Source organism: Lysobacter rhizosphaerae, assembly GCF_054779795.1.
On record NZ_BAAGXO010000001.1, the window covers coordinates 796,273 to 812,465 of the forward strand.

The following is a 16,193-nucleotide window of genomic DNA, read 5'->3' on the forward strand; positions in this document are numbered from 1 at the left end:
GCGGCATAGCGCACTCTTTTGGGGGGATAGCAACATGAAGCATTTGATCGCAGGTCTGGTCGCAACTCTTGCTATCGGCAGTGCAGCTGCGCAGCAGCCCACGACCCTGGTGCGCGCCCTCGGCAGCGTGCAGGTCGAGGTTACGGGCGCCGCCAAAGTGGGCGACCAGACGGTTGCCTCGGGCAGCAGCTTTGGTGCCAAGGCCGGTGACGTCGTCGTTGTCTCGAGCGGTAAGGCCAGGATCACCTACAGCAACGGTTGCTCGGTGACGGTCGACTCGACCGCGCCCTACACGATCAGCGCCAAGGACCCGGTCTGCCACAGCCCGGCGGTGGCCGCTTCGTCCGACACCAAGTACTACATGATGGCCGGCGGTGCCGCCCTCCTGCTCGGCGCTGCCGGCGGCGGTGGCGGCGGTGGCGGGGACGACAAGCCCTCCAGCCCCTGATCCAGCGACGGACAGGCAAGCATCAACGGGCCGCCCAGTGCGGCCCGTTTTCTTTCAGGGGGTATGAAATGCGGGGCCATGGTGAGCAGCACGGAACTCCCTCCGCGAGGAGAGGGGCCGGGACGGAGGGACAAAGCCGCACCGCCGACGTCCTTCCGCTTCAGGGCGCCGCCAGCCCCCATCCGCCCTTCGGGCATCTTCCCCCGCAGGGCGGGGGAAGGGAGTTCGGCCCTCAGCTTGCCCCGCAGGGCGGGGTAAGGGAGTTTGCTCCTGGCCCCTTCCCCCGCGTGCGGGGGAAGGTTGGGATGGGGGCAGACTTTCCCGCCGAACTGGCCGCCGCTGCCCTGCTGATCGCCGCGCTGCTGTTCGGCGGTGGCTCGCGCGGTGCCGGCGACCTGATCGTTCACCTCGCAGCATTGCCCGCGCTCGCGCTCGGCATCGTGCGCTGGCGCCACGCCGAAGCCGGTCGCCTGCAACGGCTGTTCGTCTGGTGGCTGCTGGCCACGATCGCGGTCGTCGCCCTGCAACTCCTGCCCGTGCCCGCGTCCCTGTTCGCCGCATCGGCTCCGCGCGCCGCGGTCCTGGCCGATCTCCACCAGGCCGGGCTCTATCCCGCCTGGCTCCCCATGACACTCGACGTCTGGGGCTCCGTGCGTGCCGTGCTGGCACTGGCCACCTTCGGGGCTGCCTGGCTGCTCGTGGTCACCTTGCCCGACGAAGCACGCATCCGCCTGCTCCAACTCGCGCTGGTCCTTGCGGTGGCCATGGCCCTGCTGGGTTTCGCCCAGGCGGCCGCCGGCGAGCATTCGCGGCTGCGGTTCTACGCCTACCACCATCCCATCGGCGCCATCGGCACCTTCGCCAACCGCAACCACTTCGCCGACCTGATGGCGATGCTGGTTCCCATGGCCATCGCGTTCGCCTTCGCCGCGCAGCGCGAACGCCGCGTGCTGCAGGCGATCGTCTGGTCCGGCACGGCCGTCGTGCTGTTCCTCTCGGCCGCGTTGAGTTTCTCCCGGATGGGCATCGTGCTGACCGCCATGGTCACGGTGATCGCCTTTATGGTCATTGCGCGCCGGATCGAGGCGCGGCGCTCCAGCGAATCCAGGCCGCTTCGCGCAAAGTGGCACCTGCTGCCCATCGCCACCGTTGCCGTGGCGGCACTCGGCGTCGCCGTGTACGCGTGGGACGGCATCACCCAGCGCCTGGCCCAGGATCCCCTGGCCGACCTGCGCTGGCAGTACCTCCGATACGGCACCGAGGCGGCGAAAGCCTGGCTGCCGTGGGGCAGCGGCGCCGGCACCTTCCGGGATGTCTACGCCCCGTTCGAGCCGGTCCTCGCGATACAGGAGGTCCACGCCCTTCACGCACACAACGACCTGCTCGAAGTCGCGCTGGAAGCCGGAATTCCGGGCCTCGTGCTGCTCGCCGCGCTCCTTTGGCTCGTTTGGCACGCCGCCTGCATGCAATTCAGGAAGAGAACCGACGACAGGGGTCGGAGTTCGACGATAATGCCGGCCGCGGCGATTGCCGTTTTCGTGCCGCTGATCCATTCGTTCGTCGATTACCCGTTGCGCACCCTGTCGGTGGCCATCGTGTTTGCGACCTTGGTAGCAGTGCTCATGGCCAAGAAGCCGCAACAGGTCGAATGACGTAGGGGGAGTCGGACGAATGGTAGTTACCTCGATAGCGCGCGCGCCGGCAGTGGGAGCTGGCATGCACCGCTTTGCCGCGCTCATCGCCCTGGCCATGCGCCTCGGGGACCTGTTCGTCCTCTTCGCCGCCGCATCGCTCGCATACGGCTACCGTTTCGGCCACTTCGAACTGTCGCTGGAATACCAGCAGGTGGTCGCGCGTGGCGCGCTGCTGACCCTGCTGGTGTTTGGCAGCTCCTCGGTCTACCGCAGCTGGCGCGGTCTCAGCCTGTCGTTGGAAGCCTTCCACGTCGCGGCGCTGTGGTGCGGCGTATTCGCCATGGGGCTCGCCTACAACCTGGTATTCAAGGTGACCGGCGCCAATTCGCGACTGTGGTGGGGCGTGTGGTTCCTCGCCGCGACGAGCGGCTCGGTGGCCATGCGACTGGCCCTGCGCGGCGCTGCAGCGTGGGTGCGCACACGTGGCCTCGACCTGCGCACCGCCGTTGTCGTCGGCGCCGGTAGCGATGCCAGCCGCATCGTCCACACCTTCGACCACAACCGCTGGGCCGGTATCGACGTGCGCGGCTGGTTCAGCACGCCGCTGGACCAGGGCCAGATCAAGGGCAGCCCGCACCTGGGTTCGATCGAAGCGCTCGCTCGCTACGTCGAGGACCACCGCATCAATCAGGTCTGGATCGCGCTGCCGATGAGCGCGCAGGACCAGATCAACCAGATCCTCGCAGCGCTCGACCACTGCACTGCCGACATCAAGCTCGTCCCGGACCTGTTCGGCATCCAGCTGCTCAACCAGTCGGTGGACCAGGTCGCCGGCCTGCCGGTGATCAACCTGCGCGCCAGCCCGCTCGACGGCAACGCGCGCCTGCTCAAGGCGATCGAGGACCGCGTGCTGGCCCTGCTGATCCTGATCATGATCGCGCCGCTGCTCGCGGCGATCGCCATCGCGGTCAAGCTCAGCTCGCCCGGCCCGGTGCTGTTCCGCCAGAAGCGCCACGGCCTGGACGGCAAGATCATCAAGGTGTGGAAGTTCCGCACCATGCACGTGCACGCCGAGGCAGGCGGGCAAGTCACCCAGGCCACCCGCGACGACGCGCGCATCACCCCGCTGGGCCGCATCCTGCGCCGCACCAGCGCCGACGAACTCCCGCAGTTCTTCAACGTCCTGCGGGGCAGCATGTCGATCGTCGGCCCGCGCCCGCACGCCGTCGCGCACAACGACCACTACCGCCAGGTGGTGGACAACTACATGCAGCGCCACCGCGTGAAGCCCGGCATCACCGGTTGGGCCCAGGTCAACGGCCTGCGCGGCGAAACCGACACCGTCGCCAAGATGGCCGCGCGCGTCGAGTACGACCTGTACTACCTGCAGAACTGGTCGTTGGTGTTCGACCTGCGCATCGTGGCCCTGACCGTGTTCAAGGGATTGATCGGCAGGAACGCGTACTGATCCGATGAGTCGCATCCTGGTCACGGGCATCAATTACGCCCCGGAAAACATCGGCACTGGCAAATACACCAGCGAACTGTGCGAGTGGCTCGCTGCGCGTGGACACGACGTGCGCGTCGTCACCGCGCCGCCGTACTACCCGGCGTGGAAGGTCTGGCCCGAATACCGCCGCTTCGGATTTGCGCGCGAGCAGCGCAACGGCGTCGACGTGATCCGCTGCCCGATCTGGGTTCCCACGCAGCCACGCGGGGCGACCCGCATGCTGCACCTGGCCAGCTTCGCGTTGACCTCGTTCCTTGCCTTCATCCACGCCATTGCCTGGCGCCCGCAGGCGGTGGTGACCATCGCGCCCACGCTCGCCAGCGCGCCCGGCGCGTGGCTGCTGGCCAAGTGCACTGGCGCACGCAGCTGGCTGCACATCCAGGATTTCGAAATCGACGCCGCGATGGACATGGGCATCGTCGACGTCGGCCCGCTCAAGCGTTTCGCCCTCGCCGCAGAACGCTGGCTGCTGCGCCGCTTCGATCGCGTCTCCACCATCTCGCCAAAGATGCTGGAACGCCTTTCGCACAAAGGCGTTGCGAGCGAGCGCCAGGTGTCGTTCCCGAACTGGGCCGACATCGACGGCATCCGCCCGCTCGACGCACCGAGCAGCTATCGTGCCGAGCTGGGCATCCCCGACGACGCCGTGGTCGCGCTGTACTCCGGCAACATGGGCCTGAAGCAGGGCCTTGAGTTACTTGGTGAAGCGGCGCGGCGCCTTTCCCTTCCGACACATTCGGATGAAGCTGCCCTAGAAACCATGGGTTGTTCCCTTCCCCCGCTTGCGGGGGAAGATGCCCGAAGGGCAGATGGGGGCGCTCCCGCCTTGCACTTCGTCTTCGGCGGCGAAGGCCCTGCACGCGCAGCGCTCGAATCCGCCTGCGCCGGCCTCCCCAACGTCCACTTCCTCGGCCTGCAACCGACCGAGCGCCTGTGCGATTGGCTCGGCCTCGCCGACATCCACCTGCTGCCGCAGCGCGCCGACGTGGCCGACCTGGTCATGCCGTCCAAGCTCACCGGCATGCTCGCCAGCGGTCGTGCCGTGCTCGCCACGGCACTGCCGGGCACCGGCGTTGCCAACGCACTGACGAAGTCCGGCATCGTCACGCCACCAGCGGACGTCGACGCCTTCGTTGATGCACTGCGTGCCCTGGCCGGCGACGCACAACGCCGCAACGACCTCGGCGCAGCCGCACGCCAGCAGGCACTCGCCACGCTTTCGCGCGACGCAATCCTCGGCGCATTCGACGCCAAACTCGCCCAGCTCGTCGACGGCGCAGCAGCCATAACCACGCATCCCTCTCCACGCGAAGCGGGAACAGGGACCGCTTCGCACAGCGAAGCAGGGTGAGGGGCGCAGCCCCCACACATTCGAACAATTGAGAGAAGACAGTCCCCCATGACCAAACGCGCACTCATCACCGGCATCACCGGCCAGGACGGCTCCTACCTTGCCGAACTCCTGCTGGAGAAGGGCTATGAAGTGCATGGCATCAAGCGCCGTGCCTCGTCCTTCAATACCGAGCGCGTGGACCACCTGTACCAGGATCCGCACGAAACCGGCCGCAAGTTCCACCTGCATTACGGCGACCTCACCGACACCAGCAACCTCACGCGCATCGTCGCCGAGGTGCAGCCGGATGAGATCTACAACCTCGGCGCGCAGAGCCACGTCGCGGTCAGCTTCGAAATGCCCGAATACACCGCCGACGTCGACGGCCTGGGCGCCCTGCGCCTGCTCGAAGCGATGCGCTTCCTCAAGCTCGGCGACAAGTGCCGCTACTACCAGGCCAGCACCTCCGAGCTATATGGCCTGGTGCAGGAAAGCCCGCAGAAGGAAACCACGCCGTTCTACCCACGCAGCCCCTACGGCGTGGCCAAGCTCTACGCCTACTGGATCACGGTGAACTACCGCGAGTCCTACGGCATGTACGCCTGCAACGGCATCCTCTTCAACCACGAGAGCCCGCGCCGCGGCGAAACCTTCGTCACCCGCAAGATCACCCGCGGGCTGGCCAATATCGCCGTCGGCCTGGAGCCGTGCCTGTACATGGGCAACCTCGACGCCCTGCGCGACTGGGGCCACGCCAAGGACTACGTGCGCATGCAGTGGATGATGCTGCAGCAGGAGCAGGCCAAGGACTACGTCATCGCCACTGGCGTGCAGTACAGCGTGCGCCAGTTCATCGACATGGCGGCGAAGGAGCTCGGAATCACCCTGGCATTCGAAGGGCAGGGCGTGGACGAACGCGCCGTGGTGCAGGCCGTCGATGGCGACAAGGCGCCGGCGGTGAAGGTGGGCGACGTGATCGTGCGGGTGGATCCGCGGTATTTCAGGCCGGCTGAGGTGGAGACGTTGCTGGGCGATCCAACACTGTCCAAGGCTGACCTTGGTTGGATACCACAGATCAGCTTGGCACAGATGATCAGTGAAATGGTCCGGAGCGATCTGGATGCTGCGGGCAAAGTCGCATTCCTACAGAAGAGTGGCTTCTGAGAACCGTGAATAGTTCGCCAAGATGAAAACGAGTTTCAGCGCAATATTCTCTGTTGTTGTAGTTACGACGATCCTGGCATGGTCCATCGACTATAGCCATCTCGTAGGAGATCGCGTCCAGCGCGTGGCCGAAATCACTAGATGGGTTTGCATATTTGCCTCCTATGCAATGGCGATCATCGCCTTGATAAATGGTAGGAAGGTATCTCGAGGGCTGTTCTTCTACACGCTCGTGATGGTGGGTGTGATTCTTCCATCAGTCATCAGCTCGAAGGATCAGGTGCAATCACTGATCGCCTTCACGAGACTATTTTCGTTCGCTCCTGTTGCGCTGCTGGTAATGGGAGCATCCGCGGATGGGCGCTCGCGCCTATTCATTGTCACGTTTGCGGCGCTCCTCTTCCTCGTGCTGGGCTCGCTTCCGTTGCTCCGTGTCGGCGATGCCCTGATGAACTTGCGGACAATCGCGGGTGATCTCGATCGAACGAGGTTTTCGGGACTAACGACTCACCCCAATAATCTCGCGTTCTTTGCAACATGTGTGTATGCACTTTGCTTGGGGGTTGCATCTTCACAGGCTCGGTCTTGCGTCGCTGGCTGGAAGTTCTGGACGGCAGTCACTGTAGGGGTGCTGGCGAGCATTGCTTGTTTTGCCACTGGGTCACGCACGGGTATGGCTTGCGTGATTACCTTCCCCTTCGTTCTTGCAGTTTTGGCGTATCGGCTTCGCGATAAAGGATTTGCATCTAGACTCCGGCGGTCTGCGGTCGTCGTAGTCACGGCTGTCCTGATATTTGCACCGCTCTACGTAACGATCGCAGGGCTGGGCGATGACAGTGGACGAGGCAGGTCTTATGACATGTCAAACCACAGCCGGTTCGTTGCCTGGCGTGCTTCCCTCGATGCGTTTCGCGATAACCCCTTAACGGGTGTCGGGGTCGGTGCAGGCGTCGACCTTACGGGCGCGTTTGAGGAGCGATTGAGCTATTCGCACAATGTGCTGTTGACCTGGCTTCGGAACTCGGGATTGTTTGCAGGCCTGCTTGCGTTGACCACTATTCTTGTTCTTGCGAGCAAAGCTGCAGCGGCTATCGGATCCGTGGCTAGAGGGCAGCCAGGCTATGTCGTGACTATTTCTAGTGCCTTGAGTCTATTAGCAATCATCGGATTTTCTGCGGTCGACGGCGCGCTCCAAGGAAACTATATCTTTTACTTCCTTCCCCCGCTTCTGTATGCCTTCATTGCGAGCGAGCCGGGGAAGGTTGGAAGAGCACAGCGCGAGTCACACCAGTGAATAGTCCTCTCGTATCGATTGTCGTCCCCGTCTACAACCTCGAGGCCTACATTTCCGAATGCCTCGAGTCAGCGCTGTGCCAGGACTACGCCAGAATCGAAATTGTCGTAGTGAACGATGGGTCAACCGATGGGAGTTGCGAGCTACTCCGACGCTATGCAAGGTTGCATAGGAACCTGATCTATATAGAAACGCCAAATCAAGGGTTGTCCTCGGCAAGAAATCTAGGCTTGGAGGCAGCTCGAGGCCAATATGTTTTATTTCTCGATGGGGATGATCATCTTGAATTGGATGCCGTTTCGAGGTGTGTAGACGTGCTGGAGCGCAATTGCGCCGACATTGTCTTGTTTTCTTCAAGCCCGTTTGTAGATGGGTCGGGTAAAAAATTATCCCTCCAAGCGGCTGGGCGCGACTCGCGCTTGGTCGATAAGGTGATGCCTGCCGAGAGCTTCCTGCTGCGTTCGTTGCAGGTTGGAAACTACATGCCGTCGGCTTGCCTCTATATGTTTGACAAGCGCTTGGTCGAGACCATTCGGTTCTTGCCGGGTATTTTGCACGAGGACAATCTCTTTACAGCGCGACTTCTCCTAGAGAACGGATCGGCGCGCGTGGTTGGCATATCAGATGCATTGTTCAATCGAAGGGTTCGATTGAACTCCATCACCACGATGAAGAAAACGCACGCCCACGCCGAGGGTTTCTTTCAAGTGGCGGAGCACCTAAGGCGGGTCGAAGTCGGGCAAGGGGGGCAAGGGCGTAAGGCATCTTCGTGGTTAGTGCAGTTTGCGCTTAAGGAGGCCCTGTCGGCGTTGCAAAAAGCTACATCAGCGGTGTCCATCGACGCTCGTGTCAGAGCATTGCGGAGTCTCTTTAGTGTTCCCCTTCGTTATTGGAAGGTCAGGTACTTGCCCTTTATCGTACTGCCCGACCTGAATGCTTGGCGCTCAATGATCTCGAGCCGCAAGCCTGCAAGGGATGTGCGATGACGATTGCCGCAACGATGTACCGCGCAATTACCTTCAGCATGCTTAGCCGCTATTCGGTGTACGCAGCGAAGATCATCTCGCTGATGGTTCTTGCGCGAATTTTCACTCCAGATCAGTTTGGACTGATAGCGAGCACAGCTGTTTTTTCGGTTTTCTTTCAAGCGTTGGCGGACTTTGGGCTGGCGCCCGCCGTGATCAACCTAAGGCAGCTGTCCAAGACTGATAGGGACGGATTGTTCAGCCTGACTCTATTGCTTGGCCTCTTGTTCGGGTTCGGCTTGCTCGCGATTGGCGCCCCAATCGCATCGTTCTACAAACAGCCCTCCCTGCGAATGGTCATCCCTTTCGTGTCCGCCTCGCTGGTGTTCTATTCGGCCAGCATTATGCCCACCGCCCTAATGCTGCGGGACCAGCGTTTTAGTCAGATGGCAATCGTGGGGGTAATGGCGGAGATCGCTTCGACTGTTTGCGCCATTATTTTGGCGCAGACGTGGAACCCTCTTTTGGCGCTCGCGTCAAAGTCTCTTGTCCAAGCGGCACTGAACTTCCTGGGGCTGCTTGCCTTCTCGGGGAAGACCGAATTTGGAAGACCATCACTGGGCGGCAAGCTGACCGCAATTCGGCCTTTGGCCTCGTTCTCGACATACCAACTTGGCTTCAACGTAGTCAATTATTTCTCGCGAAACTTGGACAATATGCTGGTTGGTCGTTATATGGGGCCCTCCTCGCTAGGCGTCTATAACGAGGCCTACCAGGTCATGCGTTACCCGCTTATGTTGTTGACATTTGCTATGACGCCAGCGATCCAGCCGGTGATTGCGAAGCACGCAGATGATGTCGACACTGTCCGTGCTGTACATGACGACTTTGCACAGAAGCTTAGCTTGGTGGGTGCCGCAGTGGCATTTGCGATGTTCTTGCTATCCAAATGGATAGTGGTGTTCGTGCTAGGCCCCCAATGGCTGGACGCCGTTCCCATTGTGAGGATTCTCGCCATAGCAGTTCCAGCCCAAGTGGTGCTTTCCACTAGCGGAAGCTTCTTTCAGGCGCTCAGTCGAGCTGATCTATTGTTCAAGAGCGGCCTTTTGTCCGCGTTAGTGATGGTGCCGGCCATTGTGCTTGGCGTGAGTCAAGCGCTGACAGCGCTGTGCTGGTACTTGGTGGCGGCCTTCTATATCAACTTCGTACAGGCCTACTACCTGCTCTACACGCACGTGTTGAAGAAGGGTTTCGGCGTGTTCTTACTGAAGATGGTTCCTATGGTTATCGTTGTTCTGGTGATGGCCTCGATTGCATGGGGGAATCCAAATTGGCTTTGGTAAAGCAAGAGAACAGGACCATTGATCCCAGTGCTAGGACGCATTTGCATGGCGCGGACGGCAACCGCGTTCGCGTCGATGGGCGTTGATAAGGTGACTACGCGCCTACCAAGGCAAGTTGCATGTCGCGAGCAGAGTTGCGTTAGAAGCGCTCGGAGTTAATGGTAGCTGTGAGCAAACTGCCTTTGAATCTTATATGTGTTGGATCGCTTGGCGATTACAGGCGAGGGGTGGTCTTGCAGCTGTTGAAGCGCGGGGGGGCGCATTTCGCGATCTGCGCTGGGACGGAGCCTTTTGAAGGCTCCATCAAGACCTTGAATGCGCCGCAGCCCGGTTTGTACTTTGTCCGGAATATCTACTTATTCAAGCGCAGACTGTTGGCTCAGTACGGCTCCCTGTTGACATGTGTTGCCTCCGACCGACTGATTATTGATCTCAATCCTAGGAACTTGAATGTGTGGGTTGTCTTGTGCATTCGACGGCTCCTTCGAAGGCCTACCGCAGTTTGGGGGCATGCCTGGCCGCGTGCAGGAGCCTCAGCAGCATCTAACCGCATTAGGGGTTTGATTAGAAAACTTGCTGGGACCGTTATCGTCTATACCGAGACGCAAGCGAACGAGCTTCGTCGGTACGATCCAAGGCTGAGGGTCGTGGCGGCACCAAATGCGCTGTATAGCAGGGACGAAATGGGCTCGCCTTCGTTCACTTCGGACGATACTTGTAACGTGCTTTATGTGGGTCGATTGGTTGCCGAAAAGAAGCCATTACTTTTATTGGAGGCGTTCCTTCAGTGCGCGCCGCGGCTTCCAGCCGTCAGCGAGTTACATATTGTCGGAGATGGTCCCGATATGGCGAAGATGAAGCGCCTCGCTTCAGGGTCCGAATTTGCGGATCGGGTCAAGTTTTTTGGACACGTCACGGATCGCGAGGAGCTGAGGAAGCTTTATGAGCACGCATTGGTTTCTGCATCACCGGGTTACGTCGGTCTGTCGATTACCCAGAGCTTTGCCTTTGGCGTTCCAATGATAATTTCGCAGACTGAGCCTCACTCGCCGGAGATCGAAGCCGCCATTGCTGGTTTCAATTGTGCTTTCTTTGAAACAGATAATGCTGACGATTTTGCGCGAGTGCTTTCTGAATGTTTTGAGAGTAAGACCGAGTGGTTGGGCAGGAGATCGGCAATTGCGCTGGAATGTGCGAACGCATACTCGACTGAGCTTATGGCCGAGCGGCTTCTCGGGTTTCTTCGCTCATGAGAGTTTTGTTCATTCTCGCGAATTGCACTTATCCGCCACTTGAGGGTGCGCACGAACAAACGCTAAGGCTTATCGAGGCACTAAGTAGTAAGGGGGGGGTGGAATGCGCCGTATTGGTTGGCCACAAGGGGGAAGGAAGCTTCGCGGTCGATGAATTCTGCCGGAATGTTCCTGGAGTCAAGGTCTTAGGGGTGGCTACTCAGAGGGGTAGTTACACCTTCTGCTTAGCCCGTAATATCCTGCTTCGGTTTGCCTTGGATGTGGCTGGTGCATTGCGAATCAGAGGGCTTCTGAGGCAATTGCGGCTAGCCGACTTGTTCTTGATCTCTGAGGGGGCAAGAGCGGCTCCGTCTTTCGATGTAGTTCATGTCGAGGGCGTCCAATTGGCCCCCTTGTTGTCAAGGATAGGATCCTGCCAACTAGTATTCAGTTGTGTTGATGCCTGGTCATTGCGTCAAAAGCGGCTGATGGACCGAAGTCAGCTGCTGCTTCAAAAGGCGGCACGATTTGTTTCTTACCGAATCGCCCTGCTGAGTGAGCGGGTTTTCTTGCGGAGCTTTCCAAACATCCATGTGGTGTCACACGTGGATGCGCAGTATTTGCGATCAAAACAAAAAATTGGCTCTGCCTTCAGCATACCTGTTGCACTAGATGACGAGTTTGCATTAACGCCATCAGTTAATTTGGTTAGAGATGGCATAGTAATTTTTGGTGATATCCGCGTTCCGCATATACATGACGGAGTTGTTGGCTTTCTGTCGGAATATTTCGACCGCTATGACCGGCCTTCGAAGCCGGCAAAGATTACGGTTCTTGGAAGGTGTCGCCCATTTGGTGTTCTCAAGCACATGGCGGATCGGTGGGGAGGCGAACTGTCGTTTGTTGAGTGGGTGCCCGATGTAGTTTCGGCTTTGTATGCAGCAGAAATTGTCGTATTGCCCGACCTCACAGGTACAGGTTTGAAGAACCGCTGTGTCGCAGCACTTGCGTCGGGTGCTGTTGTCTTGGGTACTCCTTCTGCTTTTGAGGGAATTGATGTTGTTCATGGTAGTCACGCGGTTATGGGAGATACTCCTCAGGATTTGGCTCGCGAGGCTATCGAACTTCTGGGTCAGCCTATGCGCATACATGCCATAGGGCAGGCAGGTCGTGAATTTGCGCTGCTCAATTACTCCAGTTCTCGAATAGTGAATAGCTGGAACGAGCGATACCTTGCGGCATCAGTCGGTCTAGGGCCAGAAAGGAGGGAGAGTGTCTCTTAAGCATGCAAGGCGCTCTAAACCACTAGAGGGCGGACCAAGTTTTTCGTTGGCTCATCGCGCTTTTCGCGCAATCTGGGGAGTAAGTTGGCTTTTACTCGCGGCTTGGACCCCACCGCCCCTGCATCGTTGGCGCGCGTGGCTACTGCGACGCTTTGGAGCGGACGTACATGTGACTGCACGCGTATATGGTCAAGCGAGGATCTGGTATCCGCCTAACCTGACTGTCCATGCCAACGCGGCTATCGGGCCCGGCGCCAAGCTCTATTGCATGGGCAAGATGGTCATTGGCGAAAAGGCAGTGATATCCCAAGGTGCCCATTTGTGCGGCGGTACGCACGACATAAGTGATCCGCACTTTCAGCTGGTGACCAAATCGATCCACATCGGGGCTCGGGCCTGGGTGGCGGCAGATGCTTTCATTGGGCCGGGTGTGATGGTGGGAGAAGGTGCAGTTATCGGTGCCCGAGCAGTCTTATTTAAGAATGCTGAGCCTTATGGCGTTTATGTCGGAAATCCAGCGTCGAGACTCAAAACACGGGCACTCCGAAATGAGTAAATGGATGCGCCGGGCTTGGTGGCTTGCCTTTAGTTTCGTTGCGTCAAACAAGAATGGCCGACGCCAGTCCTGACGGGACATCGGCGAAGCGCTCGGCAATCCGCCCGGGGAAATTGGCAAAAAGTGGAAGATTCATGAAGATATTGGTCTGTGGCGGAAGCGGCTACATCGGCAGCCATACGTGCGTTGCGCTGCTTCAGGCCGGTCACGAGGTTGTGGCCTACGACAATTTTTCCAACAGTTCGCCGGTCGCTTTGGATCGCGTCATGGAGTTGTCCGGTAAGAAGTTTGATGTCGTCGAAGGCGATATCCGCGACCGATCCAGGCTGGAAAGTACGCTTGTCAATGGAGTCGATGCGGTCATCCATTTCGCAGCGCTGAAGGCGGTCGGCGAAAGTTGCGAGCGGCCGCTGGAATACTTCGAAAACAACATATCCGGAACGATCTGCCTTCTGCAGGCAATGGAAGCCGCGTCCGTCAATCAACTTGTCTTCAGTTCATCGGCGACGGTCTACGGCGACCCGGACGAGGTTCCAGTTGGAGAAGCCGCGCAATTGCGCGCGAATAATCCGTATGGGCGTACGAAGCTCGTGGCGGAGCAGCTGATCGGCGACCTGTGCGCGCTTGCTCCCTTCAATGCCGTGCTGCTGCGCTACTTCAATCCTGTGGGTGCCCATCCCAGCGGTCGGATCGGCGAAGACCCTGCCGGCATTCCCAACAACCTCATGCCATACGTGGCTCAGGTCGCCGTGGGATTGCGAGAGCGCTTGAGCGTGTTTGGTGGTGATTACCCAACCCGCGATGGCACGGGTGTGCGCGATTACATCCACGTGATGGATCTTGCCGAGGCCCATGTGAAAGCGGTCGAGCTCCCACCTGCGCCCAGGTGCCTTGCCGTGAACGTGGGCACTGGAAAGGGATACAGCGTGCTGGAAGTAGTGCAGGCGTTCGAGCGTGCGTCGGGGCGTTCGATTCCCCATCAGGTCGTTGCGCGTCGACCCGGCGATGTGGCCGAGTGCTATGCGGATCCGTCGCTCGCGCGGGAAATACTGCGGTGGACTGCTAAGTACGACCTCGACCAAATGTGCGAAGACAAGTGGCGCTGGCAGTCAGCCAATCCGCGTGGTTATCGGGGCTGATTCGGCGTGAACCGGTAGTCTCCAACAACAAATTCCGCTAATTCCGAAGCCGTATGCGCGTGTACCAATACCGCGCTACTAGCCACGACTTCGGCTCAGGTCCAGCGCGGCCTCGCACAAAAGAAAGCGCCGCACTAGGCGGCGCAATGTCGGAGAGAGCAGGGGAGCGGCGCAGCGCCGTCAGGACTCAATCTGTGTGTTCGTAGCTGGCGCTGCAGACGCCGAGTGCGGCGGCGCCGAGACAGGCGCCTAACGACAGTCCAATCATGAAGGTCAACATGGGCGATCCCTCGTTTCGTAGGCGCCGGTGGCGCGACGGTCGGTGCTCGGCCCCCCTGTAGGCCTTGGCCCGATTCTTACGGGGTAATTGTCTTGGCTTCGTGGATGGGCGTCACGGTTTTGGTGTTGGGGGTGTTTTTTCTGGCGCATTCGGTTGGTTCTGGTCGGCGGCTGCCCCCATCTGCCCTTCGGGCATCTTCCCCCGCTGTGCGGGGGAAGGGGGGAGGGCGGGGGAAGGGGGCGCATTACTTGAGTACGGTCGACAGCGCTGGCTTCCAGTACTTTTTGGCGATGGATTCGAATCCCGCCGCGGTGGGATGGATCTCGTTTTCCCATTGCTGTCGGGTCTTCAGCGCGCCGCGTGAGTCGATCAGGGTCATGTTGGCGGTCTGGGAGACGAGTGCACGAAGCTCACGGGCGAACTGGTCCACGAGCCAGTTGGTGACGACGCGTTGTTCGCCTGGATTGGTCAGCCCAACGCCGTCCAGGTACGGCTTGACCCAGGGCTTCATCTTGATCGGGCCCAGCTTGTAGCCGATGCCGCTGGGCCAGATGTAGTCGTAGGTATGGACGTAGATGATGGAGTTGCGCGAGTAGAGGTCGCGACACTGGATCACCGACTTGATGTCCTTGATCGCATAGCGCAGCGCATGCCCGAAGGTGTCGAGGAGGATGTGGTCGAAGACGGGGCCTGGAATCTCGCCCCAGGGAAAATCGCCGGGCGATTGCGGAAACGAAGCTTCCTTGACGAATTCCTTCAGTTCCTCGCCCACGATGTCGTTGCCGCCGGTGGATAGCAGGATGGCGTCGAACTGGTAGGTGCCGATCTCGCGCTGGATGCGTGGCAGCGCGGCCTTCCACATGGCGCTGTCGCGTCCGGCCACGCCTTCGCGCAGGAACAGCGTCTGCTTGAACAGTTTCGCGATCTGCTTGTTGAGGTCGGTGGGATGGGGGACGTACTGGAACCAGGAATCGCCGAAGCACAGCGCGCGCCTGGCAGCCGGGTACTTGACCACGGCCTTGTCGAATTGCGTGAGCGCCAGGTTGTTCTGGCCGACGATCTTCACAGTGCCTCCAATGCGGTGCGCGGCTTTGGCGCCAGCGCTGGGTCCGTCTCAATGGCATTCAACGTCAAAAGCGCCCCCATCTGCCCTACGGGCATCTTCCCCCGCTGTGCGGGGGAAGGGGAAACACTCGCCCCCATCTGCCCTTTGGGCATCTTCCCCCGCTGTGCGGGGGAAGGGGAAACACTGCGTCCCCATCTGCCCTTCGGGCATCTTCCCCCGCTGTGCGGGGGAAGGGGGAAGGGCCTAACTCCCTCCCCCGCTCGCGGGGGAGGGTTGGGGTGGGGGCAGCGGTTCGCGGCCTTCCAACCACGCCTTGCGTTGCACCGGCTGCTCGCGCCCAGCGAGGCGCGCGCCCAGCACGGCGAACCAGTGTTCGGCCGGCAGGCCGATGGGTATCACCGCCATGCACACACCAAGCAGGAGCACCGCCACGGCGGTGAAGCCGGCACGCCGCAGGGCGAGGTGCTGGCCGCGCACGGCGCGTACGGCGAGCACGGCGGCGAGGCCGCCCAGGGCGAGGCCGGCCAGTACTTCCGACAGCGGATGCGCGTGGATCATCAGCCGCGACAGGGCGCAGCCCACGCCCAGCAGCACGCCGGCGGTGATCGCGAGCGCACGCCACGCGCGTTGGTGCGGCGGCACCAGCAGGCCGAGGAGGGCCGGCCACAGCAGCAGCGCCAGGACGGTGTGGCCGCTGGGGCAGGTCAGGTTCCAGGCGCGGATGCCGGTGCCCCAGCCGTAGAAGGCGACCTTGCTGGTGATGACTATTGCCACCGCGCAAGCCGAGGCCAGCAACCAATGCCGCGACGCGCGCGCGCCGTCGGCAGAATCCTGCGCCAACCGCCATGCCGCGCAGATCAGCAACGGCAGCACCAGCCCGGATGCCCCGGGCAGGGACAGCAGGTGCCAATAGCCGGGTGCGGGGGCCGCGATCAAGCGCGCGTGC

Annotated in this window: 14 protein-coding genes; 12 read left to right on the top strand and 2 right to left on the bottom strand. The window is 60.7% G+C overall.

All coding sequences use genetic code 11. The annotated features are described in order from the left end of the window. Positions 1–34 precede the first annotated feature (34 nt). The 12 genes from ACYVGE_RS03720 to galE all read left to right on the top strand — a co-directional run bounded on the left by ACYVGE_RS03720 (position 35) and on the right by galE (position 13,901). Positions 35–448 carry a hypothetical protein gene (locus ACYVGE_RS03720; protein ID WP_460727124.1) on the top strand — a complete coding sequence of 138 codons (414 nt, stop codon included), beginning with the start codon at positions 35–37 and terminating at the stop codon, positions 446–448. Between the two features lie 305 nt (positions 449–753). After that, positions 754–2,100: an O-antigen ligase family protein gene (locus ACYVGE_RS03725; protein ID WP_460727126.1), complete on the top strand. Its 1,347-nt coding sequence runs from the start codon at positions 754–756 to the stop codon at positions 2,098–2,100. 64 nt (positions 2,101–2,164) lie between these two features. Further along, on the top strand, positions 2,165–3,550 hold the full coding sequence (locus ACYVGE_RS03730; RefSeq protein ID WP_460727128.1) for an undecaprenyl-phosphate glucose phosphotransferase: 1,386 nt from the start codon (positions 2,165–2,167) through the stop codon (positions 3,548–3,550). A 4-nt stretch (positions 3,551–3,554) separates the two neighbouring features. After that, the gene (locus ACYVGE_RS03735) at positions 3,555–4,943 is read left to right on the top strand and encodes a WcaI family glycosyltransferase (RefSeq protein WP_460727130.1); all 1,389 of its coding nucleotides are present in this window, start codon (positions 3,555–3,557) and stop codon (positions 4,941–4,943) included. Between the two features lie 48 nt (positions 4,944–4,991). Then, positions 4,992–6,089: a GDP-mannose 4,6-dehydratase gene (gene gmd, locus ACYVGE_RS03740; RefSeq protein WP_460727132.1), complete on the top strand. Its 1,098-nt coding sequence runs from the start codon at positions 4,992–4,994 to the stop codon at positions 6,087–6,089. A gap of 22 nt (positions 6,090–6,111) precedes the next feature. Continuing rightward, positions 6,112–7,383, top strand: coding sequence for an O-antigen ligase family protein (locus ACYVGE_RS03745; RefSeq protein WP_460727134.1), 1,272 nt, complete (start codon positions 6,112–6,114; stop codon positions 7,381–7,383). After that, positions 7,380–8,369, top strand: a complete 990-nt coding sequence (locus tag ACYVGE_RS03750; protein WP_460727136.1) for a glycosyltransferase family 2 protein — start codon at positions 7,380–7,382, stop codon at positions 8,367–8,369. Before ACYVGE_RS03745 ends, ACYVGE_RS03750 begins: the two co-directional genes overlap by 4 nt. Next, the gene (locus ACYVGE_RS03755) at positions 8,366–9,691 is read left to right on the top strand and encodes a lipopolysaccharide biosynthesis protein (RefSeq protein WP_460727138.1); all 1,326 of its coding nucleotides are present in this window, start codon (positions 8,366–8,368) and stop codon (positions 9,689–9,691) included. Before ACYVGE_RS03750 ends, ACYVGE_RS03755 begins: the two co-directional genes overlap by 4 nt. 647 nt (positions 9,692–10,338) lie before the next feature. Then, positions 10,339–10,944 (top strand): glycosyltransferase, encoded by a 606-nt coding sequence (locus tag ACYVGE_RS03760; RefSeq protein WP_460727141.1) that lies wholly within the window; start codon positions 10,339–10,341, stop codon positions 10,942–10,944. A gap of 467 nt (positions 10,945–11,411) precedes the next feature. Then, complete coding sequence (locus ACYVGE_RS03765) at positions 11,412–12,206, top strand: glycosyltransferase (protein WP_460727143.1); 795 nt, start codon at positions 11,412–11,414, stop codon at positions 12,204–12,206. A 277-nt stretch (positions 12,207–12,483) separates the two neighbouring features. Next, positions 12,484–12,762 carry an LbetaH domain-containing protein gene (locus tag ACYVGE_RS03770; protein WP_460727308.1) on the top strand — a complete coding sequence of 93 codons (279 nt, stop codon included), beginning with the start codon at positions 12,484–12,486 and terminating at the stop codon, positions 12,760–12,762. Positions 12,763–12,896: 134 nt separating this feature from the next. Further along, the gene (gene galE / locus ACYVGE_RS03775; protein WP_460727145.1) at positions 12,897–13,901 is read left to right on the top strand and encodes a UDP-glucose 4-epimerase GalE; all 1,005 of its coding nucleotides are present in this window, start codon (positions 12,897–12,899) and stop codon (positions 13,899–13,901) included. A gap of 524 nt (positions 13,902–14,425) precedes the next feature. Here the strand turns inward: galE and ACYVGE_RS03780 are convergent. Then, positions 14,426–15,247, bottom strand: a complete 822-nt coding sequence (locus tag ACYVGE_RS03780) for a GDSL-type esterase/lipase family protein (protein ID WP_460727147.1) — start codon at positions 15,245–15,247, stop codon at positions 14,426–14,428. A 243-nt stretch (positions 15,248–15,490) separates the two neighbouring features. After that, complete coding sequence (locus tag ACYVGE_RS03785) at positions 15,491–16,183, bottom strand: phosphatase PAP2 family protein (protein WP_460727149.1); 693 nt, start codon at positions 16,181–16,183, stop codon at positions 15,491–15,493. Positions 16,184–16,193: the final 10 nt, after the last annotated feature.

Bases quoted from the DNA above. Each gene is read 5' to 3' on its own strand.
- ACYVGE_RS03765 (WP_460727143.1), top strand. From the start codon at position 11,412: ATGGACCGAAGTCAGCTGCTGCTTCAAAAGGCGGCACGATTTGTTTCT.
- ACYVGE_RS03745 (WP_460727134.1), top strand. From the start codon at position 6,112: ATGAAAACGAGTTTCAGCGCAATATTCTCTGTTGTTGTAGTTACGACG.
- ACYVGE_RS03730 (WP_460727128.1), top strand. From the start codon at position 2,165: ATGCACCGCTTTGCCGCGCTCATCGCCCTGGCCATGCGCCTCGGGGAC.
- ACYVGE_RS03770 (WP_460727308.1), top strand. From the start codon at position 12,484: ATGGTCATTGGCGAAAAGGCAGTGATATCCCAAGGTGCCCATTTGTGC.
- gmd (WP_460727132.1), top strand. From the start codon at position 4,992: ATGACCAAACGCGCACTCATCACCGGCATCACCGGCCAGGACGGCTCC.
- ACYVGE_RS03735 (WP_460727130.1), top strand. From the start codon at position 3,555: ATGAGTCGCATCCTGGTCACGGGCATCAATTACGCCCCGGAAAACATC.
- galE (WP_460727145.1), top strand. From the start codon at position 12,897: ATGAAGATATTGGTCTGTGGCGGAAGCGGCTACATCGGCAGCCATACG.
- ACYVGE_RS03725 (WP_460727126.1), top strand. From the start codon at position 754: ATGGGGGCAGACTTTCCCGCCGAACTGGCCGCCGCTGCCCTGCTGATC.
- ACYVGE_RS03755 (WP_460727138.1), top strand. From the start codon at position 8,366: ATGACGATTGCCGCAACGATGTACCGCGCAATTACCTTCAGCATGCTT.
- ACYVGE_RS03720 (WP_460727124.1), top strand. From the start codon at position 35: ATGAAGCATTTGATCGCAGGTCTGGTCGCAACTCTTGCTATCGGCAGT.